The organism is Planobispora longispora (assembly GCF_016863135.1).
In the GTDB taxonomy this organism is placed as follows: Bacteria; Actinomycetota; Actinomycetes; order Streptosporangiales; family Streptosporangiaceae; genus Planobispora; species Planobispora longispora.
This window is the reverse complement of the sequence record NZ_BOOH01000005.1, coordinates 77,554-92,200: the sequence shown is the minus strand read 5'-3', so window position 1 is coordinate 92,200 and position 14,647 is coordinate 77,554. Positions and strand designations below refer to the sequence as shown.

The following is a 14,647-nucleotide window of genomic DNA, read 5'->3' as shown; positions in this document are numbered from 1 at the left end:
AGGGCGATGGTCGGGCGGGAAAGCCGCGATGGCAGGATTGCCCCGTGCTATCGGGGAAACGGCGGGAGGAGTGATGGTGGATCAGTCCGAAACTCCCCCCGAGGAGACGCGCCTGCCGCCGGGACAGCACGTCTCACGGGGGCGGCCGGTGATCCACTACGGGAGGGTGCCGACCTTCCGCCCGGCGACGTGGGAGTTCCACGTCATGGGGGCGACCGCCACGGGCGAGCAGCACCGCTTCTCCTGGGAGCGCTTCTCCCAACTGCCGCGCACGACGGTCGTGGCCGACTTCCACTGCGTCACCAAATTCTCCATCATGGGGGTCGAGTGGAGCGGGGTCTCCGCGGCGACCCTGATGGCGGTGGCTCCCCCCGCGCCCGAGGTCACGCACGTGATGCTCTGGGCCGAGTACGGCTACAGCGCCAACATCAGGATGAGCGACTTCGCCCGCGACCACACCCTCTTCGCGCTGGAGCTGGACGGCAAGCCGATCACGCCGGAGCGGGGGTTCCCGGTCCGGGCGGTGGTCCCGCACCTGTACGCGTGGAAGAGCGTCAAGTGGGTGCGCGCGGTGGAGTACATGGTGGAGGACAGGCGCGGCTTCTGGGAGGAGCGCGGCTACCACAACATCGCCGACCCCTGGCGGGAACAGCGCTACTCGTATCAGGAGGAACCGGGCGAAGGCCCAGCGTAATCGGCGTTTTCCCGTGATCACCGGGCCCGGTTGGCTACGGTTTCCCGCATGTCGACCAGCGGCTGGGCGCTGTTCTGCGTCATGTTCGTTCTTCTCGGGATCACCCTGCTCCGCCGGAGGGCGGTCTTCCTCCGCCACCCCGGCGGCTGGCAGGACGAGGCCACCTTCGCGACCCTGCACGTCGCGGCGATGGCGGCCCCGTCCCTGCGGGCCGGTCTGACCGCCGAGACCGCCCGCGGCGCCGTACGGCACCTGCGGACCCTGCTGGCCACCGGAGCGGTCGCCCTCACCGACTCGGGCGGCCTGCTCGCCTGGGACGGCGCCGTGGAGTGCCACCGGGACCGCGCGGCCGAGCACGTCAGGACGGCGCTCGCGTCCGGGCGCCCGCAGGTGGTGACCGGGGAGGCGCTCGCCTGCGACCGGCCCGGCTGCGAGATCCGCGGCGCGGTGGTCGCGCCGCTGGAGGTGGACGGCCGGGTGATCGGCACGCTGGCCGCCTACGACGCGGAGGTCAGCGCGGTGCTGGTGCGCACCGTCACCGAGGTCGCCCGCTGGGTGTCCGGGCAGCTGGAGCTCGCCGAGCTCGACTCCTCCCGGCGGCGCGCCAGCGAGGCGGAGGTGCGGGCCCTGCGGGCGCAGATCTCCCCGCACTTCGTCTACAACGCGCTGACCACCATCGCCTCCTTCGTCCGCACCGACCCCGAGCGCGCCCGCGAGCTGCTGGTGGACTTCGCCGACTTCACCCGCTACGCGCTGCGCCGCGCCCACGACTTCACCACGCTGGCCGACGAGCTGCGGTGCGTGGACCGTTACCTGGAGCTGGAGCGCGCCAGGTTCGGCGACCGGCTCCGCGTCACCGTTCGGGTCGCGCCCGAGGCGCTGGCCGTTCCGGTGCCCTTCCTGTGCCTGCAGCCGCTGGTGGAGAACGCCGTCAAACACGGCCTGGCCCGCAACGGCGGCTCGGGGGAGGTGCGGCTGGTGATCGAGGACGCGGGTCCCGAGGCGCACATCAGCGTCGAGGACGACGGGCTGGGCATGGAGCCGGAGTACGCCCGGCTCCTGCTCGACGACGGCCCGCGTGAGGGCCGGGGCGAGGGCGGGATCGGTCTGGCGAACGTCGACGTGCGGCTGCGCCAGATCTACGGTGAGGCGTATGGTCTGACCGTGGACAGCGCGCCCGGCTCGGGGACGCGGGTCCGGCTCCGCGTGCCCAAGCATAGCCGGGCAGGTAGCTCTTTGTAGTCAAATCTTTACTGTTAGTTGACGTATTGCTTGCGGTCACCGTGACCGGCGTGCAGCGTGGAGTTCATGCTGCGCGTCTTAGCCGTCGACGACGAGATCCCCGCCCTGGAAGAACTGGCCTATCTGCTCCGGGGAGATCCCCGGATAGAACAGGTCGTCACCGCCTCCGACGGTGTCGCCGCGCTCCGTGACATGGTCGGCATGATCAGTGCGGGGGAGCGGCTCGACGGCGTCTTCCTCGACATCCGCATGCCCGGTCTCGACGGCCTGGATCTGGCCCGTCTCACCTCGGGCTTCCCCAACCCGCCCCGCCTGGTCTTCGTCACCGCACACGAGGACTGCGCGGTTCAGGCCTTCGAGGTCGAGGCGGTGGACTACCTGCTCAAGCCGGTGCGGGCCGACCGGCTGGCGGAGGCCGTGCGACGCCTGGAGTCCGCCGCGCCCGTCGCGGCGGCCGAATCGGAGCCGGAGGACGTCATCCCGGTCGAGCTCGGCGGGCGGACCAGGTTCGTGCCCCAGCAGGCGGTCTGGTTCGCCGAGGCCAAAGGCGACTACGTCCGGCTGCACACCGGCGAGGGCAGTTACCTGATCCGCATGTCGCTGGCCGCGCTGGAGCGGCGCTGGGCCGAGGCGGGGTTCATCCGGGTGCACCGCAGCACGCTGGTCTCCGTACGGCACATCAGCGAGCTGCGCTTCGACGGGGGCCGGGCGGTGCTGCAGGTCGGCACCCAGACGCTGCCGGTCAGCCGCCGCCACACCCGGCAGGTCCGCGAGCAACTCGTCCGGCAGTTCCGGGAGCGGCCGCTGTCCATGGAGGCCGGGGCGTGAGCCGGTGCGGGGCCGCCGGCTGTCCGGCGGGCCGCCGGTCCGGTGCGGGGCCGTGCCGGGACATGAGCCGGTGTGGGGCTTCCGGCGGACCGGCGGGCCGGAAAACGACCGCTCGTCGCCCCCGGGCGACCGCTCACCGTGTCATTACGCTCCGTACGGCGACAACTACATGCCGTTAGTCGCGCCTTCCGGAAACGGGGAGTCGCCCGGTGGGGAGCCCCCATAGTGTTCCAGGCATCGGAGAGCCGATCCCGCGAGACCAGGGGGGGACGAGAGCCGGCAGGCTCGTAAGGGCCTGGTGCGCGGGACCTTGGGGGGACGCCGGCGGGCGTCCCCCCGGCTGCCGGACCTCAGCCCGGGGGGAGCGGGGGTCCGGCGGCCTCCGGTGCGACGGGACGCCCGCGATAGCCCCGCGGGCCGAACCGCGATCCGGCCACACGGGGGCGGCCGGATCGCGAGCACGGGCGCCCGTCGCACCCGCGGAGCTCGCGGAGCTCGCAGAACGTCGTGCGGCGCCTGAACCGGCTGGGCCCGCGGAGCGCCCGGAGCCCGAACTCCCGGAAAGCGCCCGGAGCCCGAGCTCCCGCAGGGCGGCCGGGGCCCCGCTCAGGGGGCGTCGCGGAGCTTCTTCAGCAGCTCGATGTCCTCGCGGTGCTTGTCGGCGCCTCCCGGCGTCTCGATGCAGAGCGGGATCCCCGCGGCCGCCGGGTGGCGCATCAGCTCGGCGAACGCCTGGGCGCCGATGTGGCCGGCCCCGATGTTCTCGTGGCGGTCCTTCTTGGAGGCGCAGACGTCCTTGGAGTCGTTGGCGTGGATCAGCTTGAGCCGGCCCGGGGCGATCGCGTGCAGGGCGTCGAAGGTCTCCTTGATCCCCTCGGCGGTCGACAGGTCGTGGCCGGCGGCGAAGGCGTGGCAGGTGTCCAGGCAGACCCCGGCCTTCGGGTGCCACTCCAGGGCCGCGAGGTAGGGCTCCAGGTCCTGGACGGTCGCGCAGAGCATGCCGCCCTGCCCGGCCATCGGCTCCAGCAGCAGGTCGGGGCCGTCGTCCGGGATCTCCTCCAGCAGCGGGAGCAGGCGCTCGTGGAGCTGGCGCAGGGCGTCGTCGCGGGACTGGCTCACCGCCGACCCGGTGTGGACCACCAGGCCCCTGGCCCCGACGGCCGCGCCGCGCAGCAGGCCGTGCCGGACGGTGGCCACCGACTTCTCCAGCGTGTCGGCGCTGGGGGTGCCGAGGTTGACGAGGTAGGGCGCGTGCACGAAGGTCAGCGTGCCCGACTCGCGCAGCCGCTCGTCCTGGACGGGGTCGCCCGCGGCCAGGGCCCAGCCCCTGGGATTGGTGACGAACACCTGGATCATCTCGGCGCCGATCTCCGCGGCGTACCGCAGCCCGCCCTTGGCCAGGCCGCCGGTGACGGAGACGTGTCCGCCGATGGGGGAAAGAGAAGTCATGGTGCCCTCAAGTTTAGGCGCCACGGCCGACAGCTCGTGGAAACGACTCGGGGTGGGGCGGAGAAGGGTGTGAGTGACGACCCCGCCCCTCCCCGAGAGTCCGGGGGTCAGCCGCGCAGCGCCTTGACGGCGGTCTCGACGCGGAAACCGTAGTCGTGGTCGGCCGCCGCGAAGTGGGCGAGCGCGCGGGTCACGATGGCGTCGTCGGGCACCTGGGCGAGGGCGGCGGCGATGTTGCCGACCAGGCGCTCGCGCTCGGCCTCCGACATCACCCGGTAGAGCGCGCCGGCCTGGACGAAGTCGTCGTCCTCGGCGTGGGCCGGGTTCCGGTGGGAGCCGGTGACGCCCGACACCTCGATCCCGGCGGCGAGCGGGACGCCCGTCTGGGCGGGGCCGCCGAAGCTGTTGGGCTCGTAGTTCTTGCTCCGGCTCCCGTTGCCGTCGGCGCGCATGGCCCCGTCACGGCCGTAGGTGGCGGCCTGGGTCGCGTGCGGGGCGTTCACCGGCAGCTGGGTGTGGTTGACGCCGAGCCGGTAGCGGTGGGCGTCGCCGTAGGCGAACAGGCGGCCCTGGAGCATCTTGTCCGGGGAGGGGCCGATGCCGGGCACGAAGTTGTTCGGGGAGAAGGCGGCCTGCTCCACCTCGGCGAAGACGTTGTCCGGGTTGCGGTCGAGGGTCAGGCGGCCGACCTTGACCAGCGGGTAGTCGGCGTGCGGCCAGACCTTGGTCAGGTCGAACGGGTCGAACCGGTAGGTCCCGGCCTCGGCCACCGGCATGAGCTGGACGTACAGCGTCCAGGAGGGGAACAGCCCCCGCTCGATGGCGCCGTGCAGGTCGCGCTGGTGGGAGTCGGGGTCCCGGCCGTGCAGCTCGGCGGCCTGCTCGGCGGTCAGGGTGCGGACGCCCTGGTCGGTCTTGAAGTGGTACTTCACCCAGAAGGCCTCGCCCTCGGCGTTGACCCACTGGTAGGTGTGCGAGCCGAACCCGTGCATGTGCCGGTAGGACGCGGGGATGCCCCGGTCGCCGAACAGCCAGGTGAACTGGTGGGTGGCCTCGGGGGAGTGGGAGAAGAAGTCCCAGACGTTCTCGGGCTCCTGGACGCCGGTGAACGGGTCGCGCTTCTGCGAGTGGATGAAGTCGGGGAACTTCAGCGGGTCGCGGATGAAGAAGACCGGGGTGTTGTTGCCGACGAGGTCGTAGTTGCCCTCCTCGGTGTAGAACTTGACCGCGAAACCGCGCGGGTCGCGGACCGCGTCGCCGGAGCCCAGACCGCCGGCCACGGTGGAGAAGCGCACGAAGACCTCGGTGCGTCTGCCCGGCTCGGCCAGGAACGCGGCACGGGTGAACCGCGACACCTCCTCCGTCACCTCGAAGTAGCCGAAGGCGCCCGAGCCGCGGGCGTGCACCACGCGCTCCGGGATGCGCTCCCGGTTGAACCGGGCGAGCTTCTCCATCAGCTGCTGGTCCTGGATCAGCAGAGGACCGCCGGGACCGGCGCTCTGGCTGTTCTGGTTGTCGGCGACCGGCGCGCCGGACTCGGTGGTGAGGATGGGGCGGGTAGTCATGGCGGTGAGGGTACGTTCGCGGACTTATGCCTGGTCAAGGCCGGAAAAGCAAGTTCGTGCGATCGTCCTAACCCAGTCGCAGCGCCAGGAAGAAGTCCACACGATCCTCCAAACGCGACAGGTCCCTGCCGGTCAGGTCCTGGATCCGCTGGATCCGGTAGCGCAGCGTGTTGACGTGGACGTGGAGGATCTCCGCGCACTTCGTCCACGACCCCGACACCTGCAGGAACGCCTCCAGCGTGCGGACGAGGTCGGCGCGGTGCACCTGATCGTAGCCGCGCAGCGGGTCCAGCAGCCGGACCCGGAACATGTGCCGCACGTCGTCGGGGACCGAGGCGAGCAGCAGCACGTGGGTGGCCAGCTCGTCGTGGCCCACGACGGCGTCGGGCTCGGCGCGGCCCTCGGCCATCCGGCGGGCGTAGCGGGCCTCCTCGACCGCGCCGCGCAGGCCGTCCACCGGGGCGATCCCGCTGACGCCGACGGTGAGCCTGCCGGTGCCGAGCCCCGGCGCCAGCGCCCGCACCGCCTCGCGCACCTCGGCGGTGATGTCGGACTCGGGCGCGGGGATGAGCGCGATCACCTCCTCCCCGGCCACGCCCACCACCGGGGAGGCGCACGAGCGGTTGAGGATCTCCTTGACCACGACCCGGAGCTCGCCGGGGCGCAGCGCGCCGTGCGCGGCCGCGGCCACCGCCACGAAGCCGTGCCCGGCGCCGTCGGCGTCCAGGCCGGCGGCCGGGTCGGTGGTCAGGCCGGTGACCTGGAGCCGGGGCAGGATGTCGCTGGGCTTGCCGTCGGAGACGACGAGCTCCACCAGCTCCTGGGCGATGCGGCCCTTGGGGCTGAGCCGGTCGTCCAGCCGGGCGCGCTCCAGCGCGACCACGGCCGCCAGCTCCCCGGCCAGCGCCCGCCGCTCCTCCGGCCAGTCCTCGAAGGCGCCCTGGACGGCCAGGAACCAGTCGGCGACCCGGGGGGTCGTCTGCTCGTCCACCGGGAAGACCGAGTATCGCCCGGCCTCGCTCCGCTCGATGCCGCGCAGCGCGCACGGCATGCGCTTGGCGGTCAGGAAGCCGCGGGCCAGCAGCGAGGCCATGCCCTCGGGCAGCGGGTGCGAGCCCGCCACCACGCGACCGGCCGGGGTGAGCACCCAGCACGGCATGCCCAGGTCGTGGCCGAGCAGGTGGAGCAGCGGGTCCAGGCCCGCGCCCGCGGTGGCGCCCGCGACGAGCCGGCGGTGCCGGTCGAGCACGGCCGTCATGTCGTAGGCCCTGGCGGCCGAGAGCCGCCGCACGATGTGCTCGGTGACCTCGGCGAACGACATCTCCTGCGGCACGTGGAACAGCGGCATCCGGTGCCGGCGGCAGGCCTCGACGAGATCGCCGGGGATCTCGCCCCACCGGGTGTCGCCGGCCCCCAGCGCGGAGACCCCGGCGTTGACCAGGCTGCGCACGAACCGCTCGCTGTCCTCGGGGCTCTGCCGCCAGACCAGCCCGGTCAGCACCAGCTCGCCGCCGCTCAGGTAGCGGCCCGGATCGAGCAGGTCGGTGGTGACGACCCAGCGGATCGTCCGGTCCAGCTCGTCGCGGCCCGTGACCGGCGACAGTCCCAGCTCGGTCATCTCCAACAGCGCGCTCAGCCGCATGAGGGCCTCCGTTCCTCGGCGTGAGGGTAACCGAGGGGCGAACGTGCGGAGAACCCGCGGAGAACCGGGTCGGGCGACACGCGGGCGACACGCCGGAGACACGCAGATGACGCGCAGCGGGCCGAGCCTTGGAGCATGACACGAAAACATGGGGTCAAGTGCTGACCCACTTCGGAGTTCTTGCTGCTGGACCGTGCCGGGTACCGGTGTGTGTACTGCTGCCATGCCGAACGTGAAATCCGCAGCACCGGCTGCGAGGCTGGCCGGCTTCAACGCGCTCGGCCTCGCCGACGCCGAGGCCGAGCTGCTGACGTGCTGCGCGTCCCGGGCCTTCGCCCGCACCGTGGCGGCGCTGCGCCCCTACCGCGACCTCGCCCAGCTGACCGCGGTGGCCGACGCCGCCGTGAACGACCTGGAGTGGTCCGACGTGCTGGAGGCGCTCGCGGCGCACCCCCGCATCGGGGAGCGCGCCGGCGGGAGCGACCGGGAGTCCGCCTGGTCCCGCCAGGAGCAGTCCGGCGTGGACTCGGCCGGGCGGGCCGTGCTGGACGGGCTGGTCGAGGGCAACCTCGCCTACGAGGAGCGCTTCGGCCACGTCTACCTGATCTGCGCCACCGGCCTGTCGGCCGAGGAGATGCTCACCCGCCTGCGGGAGCGGCTGCAGAACGACGAGGACGTGGAGCGCGAGGTGGTCCGCGGGGAACTCGCCAAGATCACCCGGCTGCGCATGGCGAAGCTGCTGGGGGACCAGTCATGAGCCTGTCCACGCACGTGCTGGACGCGGCGCTCGGCAGGCCCGCGGCGGGCGTCGCCGTACGGCTGGAGAGCGGATCAGACGACAACGGCGAAGCGGTGGTCGTGGAAGGGCACACCGACGCCGACGGCCGGCTCTCGGGCTGGTCGCCGGGGGCGGGCGTCCACCGGCTGGTGTTCGACACCGGTTCCTACTTCGCCGAGCGGGGGGTGACCGCCTTCTATCCGGAAGTGGTCATCACCTTCACGATCGACGACCCGGATGAGCATTACCACGTGCCGTTGCTGCTCAGCCCGTTCGCCTATTCGACGTATCGAGGGAGCTAGCACATGAACGTCGTTCTCGGGCCCAACCGCTACGGCAAGGCGGAGACCCGCGTGGTCCGCGTCGTCAGGGACGGCGGGGTCCACCACATCAAGGACATCAACGTCAGCTCCGCGCTCTCGGGCGACATGGAGGACGTGCACCTCACCGGCGACAACGCCTCGGTGCTGCCGACGGACACGCAGAAGAACACCGCCTACGCCTTCGCCAGGAAGTACGGCGTCGACCAGATCGAGGACTTCGCGATCCTGCTGGCCCGCCACTACGTGGACTCCCAGCCCTCCATCCACCACGCCCGCGTGGAGATCGAGGAGTACTTCTGGGACCGCATCCCCGTCTCCGACGGCCCCCACCTGGGACTGCGCGACAAGCAGCACTCGTTCGTCCGCTCCGGCCGGGAGGTCCGCACCTGCGTCGTCCACCACGACCGCGACGGCCGCACCACCGTGGTCTCCGGCCTGAAGGACCTGGTCGTCCTCAACTCGACCGGCTCGGAGTTCCACGGTTACATCGAGGACGAGTACACCACCCTGAAGCCGACCAGCGACCGCATCCTCGCCACCGCCGTCTCGGCGCGCTGGCGGCACGCCTCGGACGGCTCCGCCTTCGGCAAGTCCTACGCCGAGGTACGGCGCTGCCTGATCGAGGCCTTCGCCGAGACCCACAGCCTCTCCCTGCAGCAGACCCTCTACGCCATGGGCAAGCGGGTGCTGAACACCCGCAGGGAGGTCTGCGAGGTGCGCATGGCGATGCCGAACAAGCACCACTTCCTGGTCGACCTGGAGCCCTTCGGGATGGACAACCCCAACGAGGTCTTCTACGCGGCCGATCGACCCTACGGGCTGATCGAGGGCAGCGTGCTCTCCGACACCGCCCCCGACGCCGCTTTCGCCTGGGAGTAGTCACGATGGATTTCCTGCGGCCCACCACGTGGGCGGAGGCGCTGGCCGCCAAGGCGGACCGGCCGGAGGCGGTGCCCATCCAGGGCGGCACCGACGTGATGGTCGAGCTCAACTTCGACCTGCACCGCCCGGCCGCGCTGCTGGACCTGAACCAGGTCGCCGAGCTGGCCGAGTGGACCTCCGAAGAAGACGGCCGGCTCAGGGTCGGCGCGGGCGTGCCGTACGTGCGGCTGATCGCCGAGCTCGGGAACCGGCTGCCCGGTCTCGCGCAGGCCGCGCGTACGGTCGGCTCGCCCCAGATCCGCAACCGGGGCACGGTGGGCGGCAACCTCGGCGCGGCCTCGCCCGCCGGGGACAGCCACCCGCCGCTGCTGGCCGGCGACGCGGTCATCGAGGTCGAGTCCGCCGCCCGCGGCGTGCGGATGATCCCCGCCGCCGAGTTCTACGTCGGCGTCAAGCGCAGCGCGCTGGAGCCGGACGAGCTGATCCGGGCCTTCCGGATGAGCCCGGCCACCGGCCCGCAGTACTTCTCCAAGGTCGGCACCCGCAACGCCATGGTGATCGCGGTCTGCTCCTTCGCGATCGCGCTGCACCCCGCCGAGCGCCGGGTCGGCACCGGCATCGGCTCGGCCGCCCCGACGCCCCGCCGGGCCCTGGCCGCCGAGGAGTTCCTCGCCGCCGAGCTCGACTGGGACGCCCGGCTCGACCCGGCGGTGCTCGCCCGCTTCGGGGAGCTGGCCGCGGAGGCCGCCTCCCCGATCGACGACGTGCGCGGCACCGCCGACTACCGCCGCCACGCCATCGGCGTGATGGCACGCCGCACCCTGACCTGGGCCTGGAACGAGTTCCGGTCCGGACACTTCGAAAGGAGGGCCGGCTGATGCGCGTCACCTTCACCGTGAACGGGCGCCGGGAGACGGCCGACGACGTGTGGGAGGGCGAGAGCCTCCTGTACGTGCTGCGCGAGCGCGTGGGCCTGCCCGGCTCCAAGAACGCCTGCGAGCAGGGCGAGTGCGGTTCCTGCACCGTCTACCTCGACGGCACCCCCGTCTGCGCCTGCCTGGTGGCGGCCGGTCAGGTCGAGGGCCGCGAGGTCCGCACCGTCGAGGGCCTGGCCGACGGCGACCGGCTCGACCCGGTCCAGGAGGCGTTCGTGGAGTGCGGCGCCGTCCAGTGCGGCTTCTGCACCCCCGGCCTCGTCGTCCAGGCCCACGACCTGATCGAGCGGGTCGCGGAGCCCTCGGACGCCGAGATCCGCGAGGCCCTGGCGGGCAACCTGTGCCGGTGCACCGGCTACGAGAAGATCCTCGACGCGGTACGGCTCGCCGCGGCCCGCAAGGCGGCCTCGTGAAGACCGTCCTGATCGAGAACGCGTACATCGCCCCGGTGGCCGGCCCGGAGATCCCCTCCGGCTTCGTCCACATCGAGGGCGACAAGATCGTGGCGCTCGGGGCCGGTCCTGCCCCGGCGATCCCGGGCGCCACCCGGATCGACGGCACCGGCTGCCTGGCCACCCCCGGCCTGGTCAACACCCACCACCACCTGTACCAGTGGGCCTCCCAGGGACTCGCCCAGGACGCCACGCTGTTCGAGTGGCTGGTCGCGCTCTACCAGGTGTGGGCCGCGATGGACGCCGAGGTCGTCAAGGGCGCGGCCGGGGCGGGGCTGGGCTTCCTGGCCCTGTCCGGCTGCACCACCTCCTCCGACCACCACTACGTCTTCCCCAAGGGCCGCGGCGACCTGTTCGCCGCGGAGATCGAGGCCGCCCGGGAGCTGGGCATCCGCTTCCACCCGGTGCGCGGCTCGATGGACCGGGGCAAGTCCAAGGGCGGCCTGCCGCCGGACGTGGTGGTGGAGAAGCACGAGGAGATCCTCGCCGAGAGCGCCAAGGCCGTGGACACCTACCACGACGCCTCCTTCTCCTCGAAGCTGCGCGTGGCCATCGGCCCGTGCTCGCCGTTCTCGGTCAGCGCCGAGCTGATGGTCGAGGCCGCCGAGCTGGCCCGCGCCAAGGGCGTGCGCCTGCACACCCACCTGGCCGAGACCCTCGACGAGGAGGAGCACCTGCTGGAGCAGGTGGGCATGCGGCCGGTCGACTACATGGAGAAGCTCGGCTGGCTCGGCCCGGACGTGTGGTTCGCCCACGCCATCCACCTGAGCGACGCCGACATCGACGTCTTCGCCCAGACCGGCACCGGCTCGGCGCACTGCCCCAGCTCCAACGGGCGTCTGGGCGCGGGCATCGCCCGGGTCTCGGAGATGCTCAACCGGGGGGCGATCGTCGGCCTCGGCGTGGACGGCAACGCCTCCTCCGAGCTGACCACGCTCTCCGGCGAGATGCGCCAGGCCATGCTCTTCCAGCGGGCGAGGTACGGCCCCACCGCGCTGACCGCCCGCCAGGCCCTGGAGATGGCCACCCTCGGCGGCGCGAAGAACCTCGGCCGGGACGCCGAGCTGGGCACCCTGGAGCCGGGCAAGCTCGCCGACATCGCCCTGTGGCGGACCGACGGCGCCTTCGCCTCGGCGATCACCGACCCGGTCGCCACCCTGGTCTTCGCCACCGCCCAGCCGCCGCTGGCCCGCCTGCTGGTGGGCGGGGAGACGATCGTCGAGAACGACGAGCTGCGCACGGTCTCCCAGGACGCGCTCGGCCGCGCCGGCGGGCAGGCCCACCGCCGCCTGCTGCGCCTGGCCGAGGAGCAGGGCTTCACCGCCGCCAAGGAGGTTCACTCGTGACGCGCACAGGAAGCGGGAGCGCCACGCCGGTGCGCGCGCCGCGCGACATCGCGGCCCCCGGGACCGGGGGAGTGGGCGACAGCCCGCTGCGCCCCGACGGGACGCTGAAGGTCAAGGGCGAGTTCGCCTACTCCTCCGACCTGTGGATCGACGGCATGCTCTGGGGCGCGACGCTGCGCAGCCCGCACCCCCGCGCGAAGATCGTCTCGATCGACGTCTCCGCGGCGCTGGCGCACCCCGGTGTGTCGGCCGTGCTCACCCACGAGGACGTCCCGGGCCGCAAGCACTTCGGCCTGGACCACACCTGGGACCAGCCGGTCCTGGCCGCAGGCGAGGTGCGCCACCAGGGCGAGCCGATCGCGCTGGTCGCGGCCGACCACCCGGAGACCGCGCGCCGGGCGATGGAGAAGATCCGGATCGAGTACGAGGTCCTGGAGCCGCTCACCGACGCCCGCCGGGCCGCCTTCGACCCGGCCTACCCGCAGGTCCAGCCGCGCGGCAACCTCGCCCGCCACCAGCCGGTCCGGGTCGGCGACGTCGAGGCCGCCAAGGCCCGCGCCGAGGTGGTCGTCTCCGGCGAGTACCGGGTCGGCATCCAGGACCAGGCGTTCCTCGGGCCGGAGTCGGGCCTGGCCGTGCCCGCCGAGGACGGCGGCGTGGACCTGTACGTGGCCACCCAGTGGATGCACAACGACCTCAAGCAGATCGCCCCCTGCCTGGGCCTGCCTGAGGAGAAGATCCGCATGACGCTCTCGGGCGTCGGCGGGGCCTTCGGCGGGCGCGAGGACCTGTCGATGCAGATCCACGCGGCCATGCTCGCGCTGCACACCGGCCGCCCGGTGAAGATCGTCTACAACCGGTACGAGTCGTTCTTCGGCCACGTGCACCGCCACCCGGCCGAGATGCGCTACGAGTACGGCGCCACGAAGGACGGGAGGATCCTCTACGCGGACGTGGAGATCCTCCTGGACGGCGGCGCCTACACCTCCGCGACGATGAACGTGGTCGGCAACGCCGCCTCGCTGGGCGTGGGGCCGTACGTCATCCCGAACATCAAGATCGACGCCTACGGCGTGTACACCAACAACCCGCCCTGCGGCGCGATGCGCGGCTTCGGCGCGGTGCAGGCGTGCTTCGCCTACGAGTCGATGATGGACAAGCTCGCCGAGGCGTGCGGGCTCGACCCGGTCACCGTACGGCAGGTCAACGCCGCCTCCCAGGGCAGCGAGCTGGCCACCGGCCAGGTGATCTGGGCTCCGCTGCCGATGGCCGAGATGCTCCGGCAGGCCCGCGAGCTGCCCATGCCGCCGCCGCTGGACGCCTCCGACATCCGCAACCTGCCCGGCGGCGCCTCGCAGACCACCCACGGCGAGGGGGTGCGGCGCGGCGTCGGGTACGGCGTGGGCCTGAAGAACATCTGCTTCTCCGAGGGCTACGACGACTACTCCACCGCCCGGGTCCGCCTGGAGGTCATCGGCGGCGAGGCCGTCGCGCTGGTGCACACCGCCGCCGCCGAGGTCGGCCAGGGACTGGTCACGCTCGAGGCCCAGATCGCTCGCACCGAGCTGGGAGTCGAGCGGGTCGTCATCCACCCGGCCGACAACCAGGTCGGCGACGCCGGCTCCAGCTCCGCCTCGCGCCAGTCCTACATGACCGGCGGCGCGGTGATGACAGCCTGCCAGGCCGTGCGGGAGGGCGTGTTCGCCCTGGCCGCCGCCAGGCTGGACCGGCCCCTCGACACTCTCGGCGACCTGTCGCTGGTCGGCGGCAAGGTCGTCTCGGAGAGCGCGGGAGTGCTCGCCGCCATCGAAGACGTCCTCGGTGACGCGGTCATCGAGGAGACCCGCGAGTACCACCACGAGCCGACCACGGGCATGGACCCCGTGACCGGCCGGGGAGACTCGCACACGCAGCTCGCCTTGTGCGTCCACCGGGCCGTGGTGGACGTCGACGTCGAGCTCGGCCTGGTGAAGGTCGTGGAGCTGGCCGCCGTCCAGGACGTCGGCAAGATCCTCAACCGCCTCTCGCTGGAGGGGCAGATCCACGGCGGCACCGCCCAGGGCCTCGGCCTGGCCGTGATGGAGGAGATCGTGGTCTCCGACGGGAAGGTACGCAACCCGTCGTTCACCGACTACCTGATCCCCACCATCCTCGACATGCCGCCGATGCGCCTGGAGATCCTGGAGAACGCCGACCCGCGGGCCCCATACGGCCTGCGCGGCGCAGGGGAGCCACCCACGCTCTCCTCCACGCCCGCGATCGTCGCGGCCATCCGCGACGCCACGGGTCTCGCACTCACCCGAGTGCCGGTTCGTCCGGAACACATCACCGGAAGCAGTTGACCAACAGGGGCAGCCCTCACTCGTATCGAAAAACGCACCCTTTGTCGGGATTTATGCTGACTTGCGGCGTTTTTAAGGGATGCCCTGTGAGTCTTCGCCGTGGCGATCACGGCAGACGAGAAGGCTCGCAGGACACCCCCACCCCCCGTGGGTGAACGGGAGAGACCCC

General features: G+C 72.2%; 13 protein-coding genes. 10 read left to right on the top strand and 3 right to left on the bottom strand.

Annotated features, from left to right (window positions below; genetic code table 11):
* The first annotated feature begins 73 nt into the window (after window positions 1-73).
* The 3 genes from Plo01_RS03545 to Plo01_RS03535 all read left to right on the top strand — a co-directional run bounded on the left by Plo01_RS03545 (window position 74) and on the right by Plo01_RS03535 (window position 2,764).
* A complete protein-coding gene (locus Plo01_RS03545; protein WP_203889010.1) occupies window positions 74-694 on the top strand; it encodes a sulfite oxidase-like oxidoreductase in 621 nt (206 codons plus the stop codon).
* A 48-nt stretch (window positions 695-742) separates the two neighbouring features.
* Entirely contained in the window at window positions 743-1,936 is a 1,194-nt protein-coding gene (locus Plo01_RS03540) for a sensor histidine kinase (protein ID WP_203889009.1), read from the top strand.
* 66 nt (window positions 1,937-2,002) lie between these two features.
* A complete protein-coding gene (locus Plo01_RS03535; RefSeq protein ID WP_203889008.1) occupies window positions 2,003-2,764 on the top strand; it encodes a LytR/AlgR family response regulator transcription factor in 762 nt (253 codons plus the stop codon).
* A gap of 606 nt (window positions 2,765-3,370) precedes the next feature.
* Here the strand turns inward: Plo01_RS03535 and Plo01_RS03530 are convergent.
* The 3 genes from Plo01_RS03530 to Plo01_RS03520 form a co-directional block, all read right to left on the bottom strand.
* Window positions 3,371-4,213 (bottom strand): deoxyribonuclease IV, encoded by an 843-nt coding sequence (locus Plo01_RS03530; RefSeq protein WP_203889007.1) that lies wholly within the window; start codon window positions 4,211-4,213, stop codon window positions 3,371-3,373.
* Window positions 4,214-4,320: 107 nt separating this feature from the next.
* Window positions 4,321-5,778: a catalase gene (locus Plo01_RS03525; RefSeq protein WP_203889006.1), complete on the bottom strand. Its 1,458-nt coding sequence runs from the start codon at window positions 5,776-5,778 to the stop codon at window positions 4,321-4,323.
* A 67-nt stretch (window positions 5,779-5,845) separates the two neighbouring features.
* Complete coding sequence (locus Plo01_RS03520; RefSeq protein ID WP_203889005.1) at window positions 5,846-7,420, bottom strand: PucR family transcriptional regulator; 1,575 nt, start codon at window positions 7,418-7,420, stop codon at window positions 5,846-5,848.
* 223 nt (window positions 7,421-7,643) lie between these two features.
* On the opposite strand from Plo01_RS03520, the gene uraD reads away from it, so the two are divergent.
* Genes uraD through pucD form a run of 7 tightly spaced genes read left to right on the top strand, consistent with a single transcriptional unit; the run spans window position 7,644 to window position 14,478 of the window.
* Window positions 7,644-8,177 (top strand): 2-oxo-4-hydroxy-4-carboxy-5-ureidoimidazoline decarboxylase, encoded by a 534-nt coding sequence (uraD, locus tag Plo01_RS03515; RefSeq protein ID WP_203889004.1) that lies wholly within the window; start codon window positions 7,644-7,646, stop codon window positions 8,175-8,177.
* Entirely contained in the window at window positions 8,174-8,500 is a 327-nt protein-coding gene (uraH, locus tag Plo01_RS03510) for a hydroxyisourate hydrolase (RefSeq protein WP_203889003.1), read from the top strand. The genes uraD and uraH overlap by 4 nt, the downstream gene beginning before the upstream one ends.
* A gap of 3 nt (window positions 8,501-8,503) precedes the next feature.
* Window positions 8,504-9,400, top strand: coding sequence for a factor-independent urate hydroxylase (gene pucL / locus Plo01_RS03505; protein ID WP_203889002.1), 897 nt, complete (start codon window positions 8,504-8,506; stop codon window positions 9,398-9,400).
* Window positions 9,401-9,405: 5 nt separating this feature from the next.
* A complete protein-coding gene (locus Plo01_RS03500; RefSeq protein ID WP_203889001.1) occupies window positions 9,406-10,281 on the top strand; it encodes an FAD binding domain-containing protein in 876 nt (291 codons plus the stop codon).
* Window positions 10,281-10,751 carry a (2Fe-2S)-binding protein gene (locus tag Plo01_RS03495; RefSeq protein WP_203889000.1) on the top strand — a complete coding sequence of 157 codons (471 nt, stop codon included), beginning with the start codon at window positions 10,281-10,283 and terminating at the stop codon, window positions 10,749-10,751. Before Plo01_RS03500 ends, Plo01_RS03495 begins: the two co-directional genes overlap by 1 nt.
* Window positions 10,748-12,136, top strand: a complete 1,389-nt coding sequence (locus tag Plo01_RS03490) for an 8-oxoguanine deaminase (protein ID WP_203888999.1) — start codon at window positions 10,748-10,750, stop codon at window positions 12,134-12,136. The genes Plo01_RS03495 and Plo01_RS03490 overlap by 4 nt, the downstream gene beginning before the upstream one ends.
* Window positions 12,133-14,478, top strand: coding sequence for a xanthine dehydrogenase subunit D (pucD, locus tag Plo01_RS03485; RefSeq protein WP_239315847.1), 2,346 nt, complete (start codon window positions 12,133-12,135; stop codon window positions 14,476-14,478). Before Plo01_RS03490 ends, pucD begins: the two co-directional genes overlap by 4 nt.
* Window positions 14,479-14,647: the final 169 nt, after the last annotated feature.

What these genes read in the sequence shown, in the direction of transcription:
- Plo01_RS03525 (WP_203889006.1), bottom strand. Translation starts at nt 5,778, where the DNA reads ATGACTACCCGCCCCATCCTCACCACCGAGTCCGGCGCGCCGGTCGCC.
- uraH (WP_203889003.1), top strand. Translation starts at nt 8,174, where the DNA reads ATGAGCCTGTCCACGCACGTGCTGGACGCGGCGCTCGGCAGGCCCGCG.
- Plo01_RS03520 (WP_203889005.1), bottom strand. Translation starts at nt 7,420, where the DNA reads ATGCGGCTGAGCGCGCTGTTGGAGATGACCGAGCTGGGACTGTCGCCG.
- Plo01_RS03500 (WP_203889001.1), top strand. Translation starts at nt 9,406, where the DNA reads ATGGATTTCCTGCGGCCCACCACGTGGGCGGAGGCGCTGGCCGCCAAG.
- Plo01_RS03530 (WP_203889007.1), bottom strand. Translation starts at nt 4,213, where the DNA reads ATGACTTCTCTTTCCCCCATCGGCGGACACGTCTCCGTCACCGGCGGC.
- Plo01_RS03540 (WP_203889009.1), top strand. Translation starts at nt 743, where the DNA reads ATGTCGACCAGCGGCTGGGCGCTGTTCTGCGTCATGTTCGTTCTTCTC.
- Plo01_RS03535 (WP_203889008.1), top strand. Translation starts at nt 2,003, where the DNA reads ATGCTGCGCGTCTTAGCCGTCGACGACGAGATCCCCGCCCTGGAAGAA.
- Plo01_RS03545 (WP_203889010.1), top strand. Translation starts at nt 74, where the DNA reads ATGGTGGATCAGTCCGAAACTCCCCCCGAGGAGACGCGCCTGCCGCCG.
- pucL (WP_203889002.1), top strand. Translation starts at nt 8,504, where the DNA reads ATGAACGTCGTTCTCGGGCCCAACCGCTACGGCAAGGCGGAGACCCGC.
- Plo01_RS03495 (WP_203889000.1), top strand. Translation starts at nt 10,281, where the DNA reads ATGCGCGTCACCTTCACCGTGAACGGGCGCCGGGAGACGGCCGACGAC.
- uraD (WP_203889004.1), top strand. Translation starts at nt 7,644, where the DNA reads ATGCCGAACGTGAAATCCGCAGCACCGGCTGCGAGGCTGGCCGGCTTC.